This window comes from Staphylococcus sp. EG-SA-2 (genome assembly GCF_017152085.1).
This window is the reverse complement of sequence record NZ_JACYHC010000046.1, coordinates 1-571: the sequence shown is the minus strand read 5'-3', so window position 1 is coordinate 571 and position 571 is coordinate 1. Positions and strand designations below refer to the sequence as shown.

Annotated in this window: 1 protein-coding gene and 1 pseudogene; both read right to left on the bottom strand. The window is 28.4% G+C overall.

The window, feature by feature from the left end:
- Nucleotides 1-382, bottom strand: a pseudogene (splB, locus tag IDG60_RS00375) (serine protease SplB); the annotation flags it as partial.
- 124 nt (nucleotides 383-506) lie between these two features.
- The coding region (locus IDG60_RS21620) for a hypothetical protein (protein WP_241013312.1) at nucleotides 507-571 on the bottom strand (65 nt) is incomplete at its 5' end.

Sequence of the window (571 nt, the reverse complement as noted above, 5' to 3'; positions counted from 1 at the left end):
GTCCACGTTCTATTGCACGCTCTTCAACTTGAATGACTGATACATCTTCTTTACCTGGATAATTAATAATCTTTTTAATCGAATAAATACCACCATTACCTTTATCACTATTTGGATGTGCAGTAATTCTATCGCCCACTTTGTAATTTTTCGACACATGTTTATTTGTTAAAATAGTATTCTTTCCAACTACAAATCCAGTTGCACTTTTAAAAGCAACTACACCAGTATATGGAAAAATATTTGTATCTTTAACTTTTGTGACATTATTTTCTGCTTTGGCAGTTTGTTGTACTTCCTCAACCAATGTTATTCCAATACCTGTTACAGATGTTAAAATTGTTAATGCTGCTAAACTCTTGATGACTACGTTTTTGTTCATTTTAAGTTCCTCTTTTTTAATTATTTTGATATCTAGATACATAATTCAGTATATTTAGTTAATTATGTAACCGTTTTCTTAATCACTCTTTAAAAAATCAACTTCACGAATGAATTGATGATACTTATTTTTCAATATTATTTTGAATAAATTCTTTTAATTGTGGTGTGAAATAAACACCGAAATTCT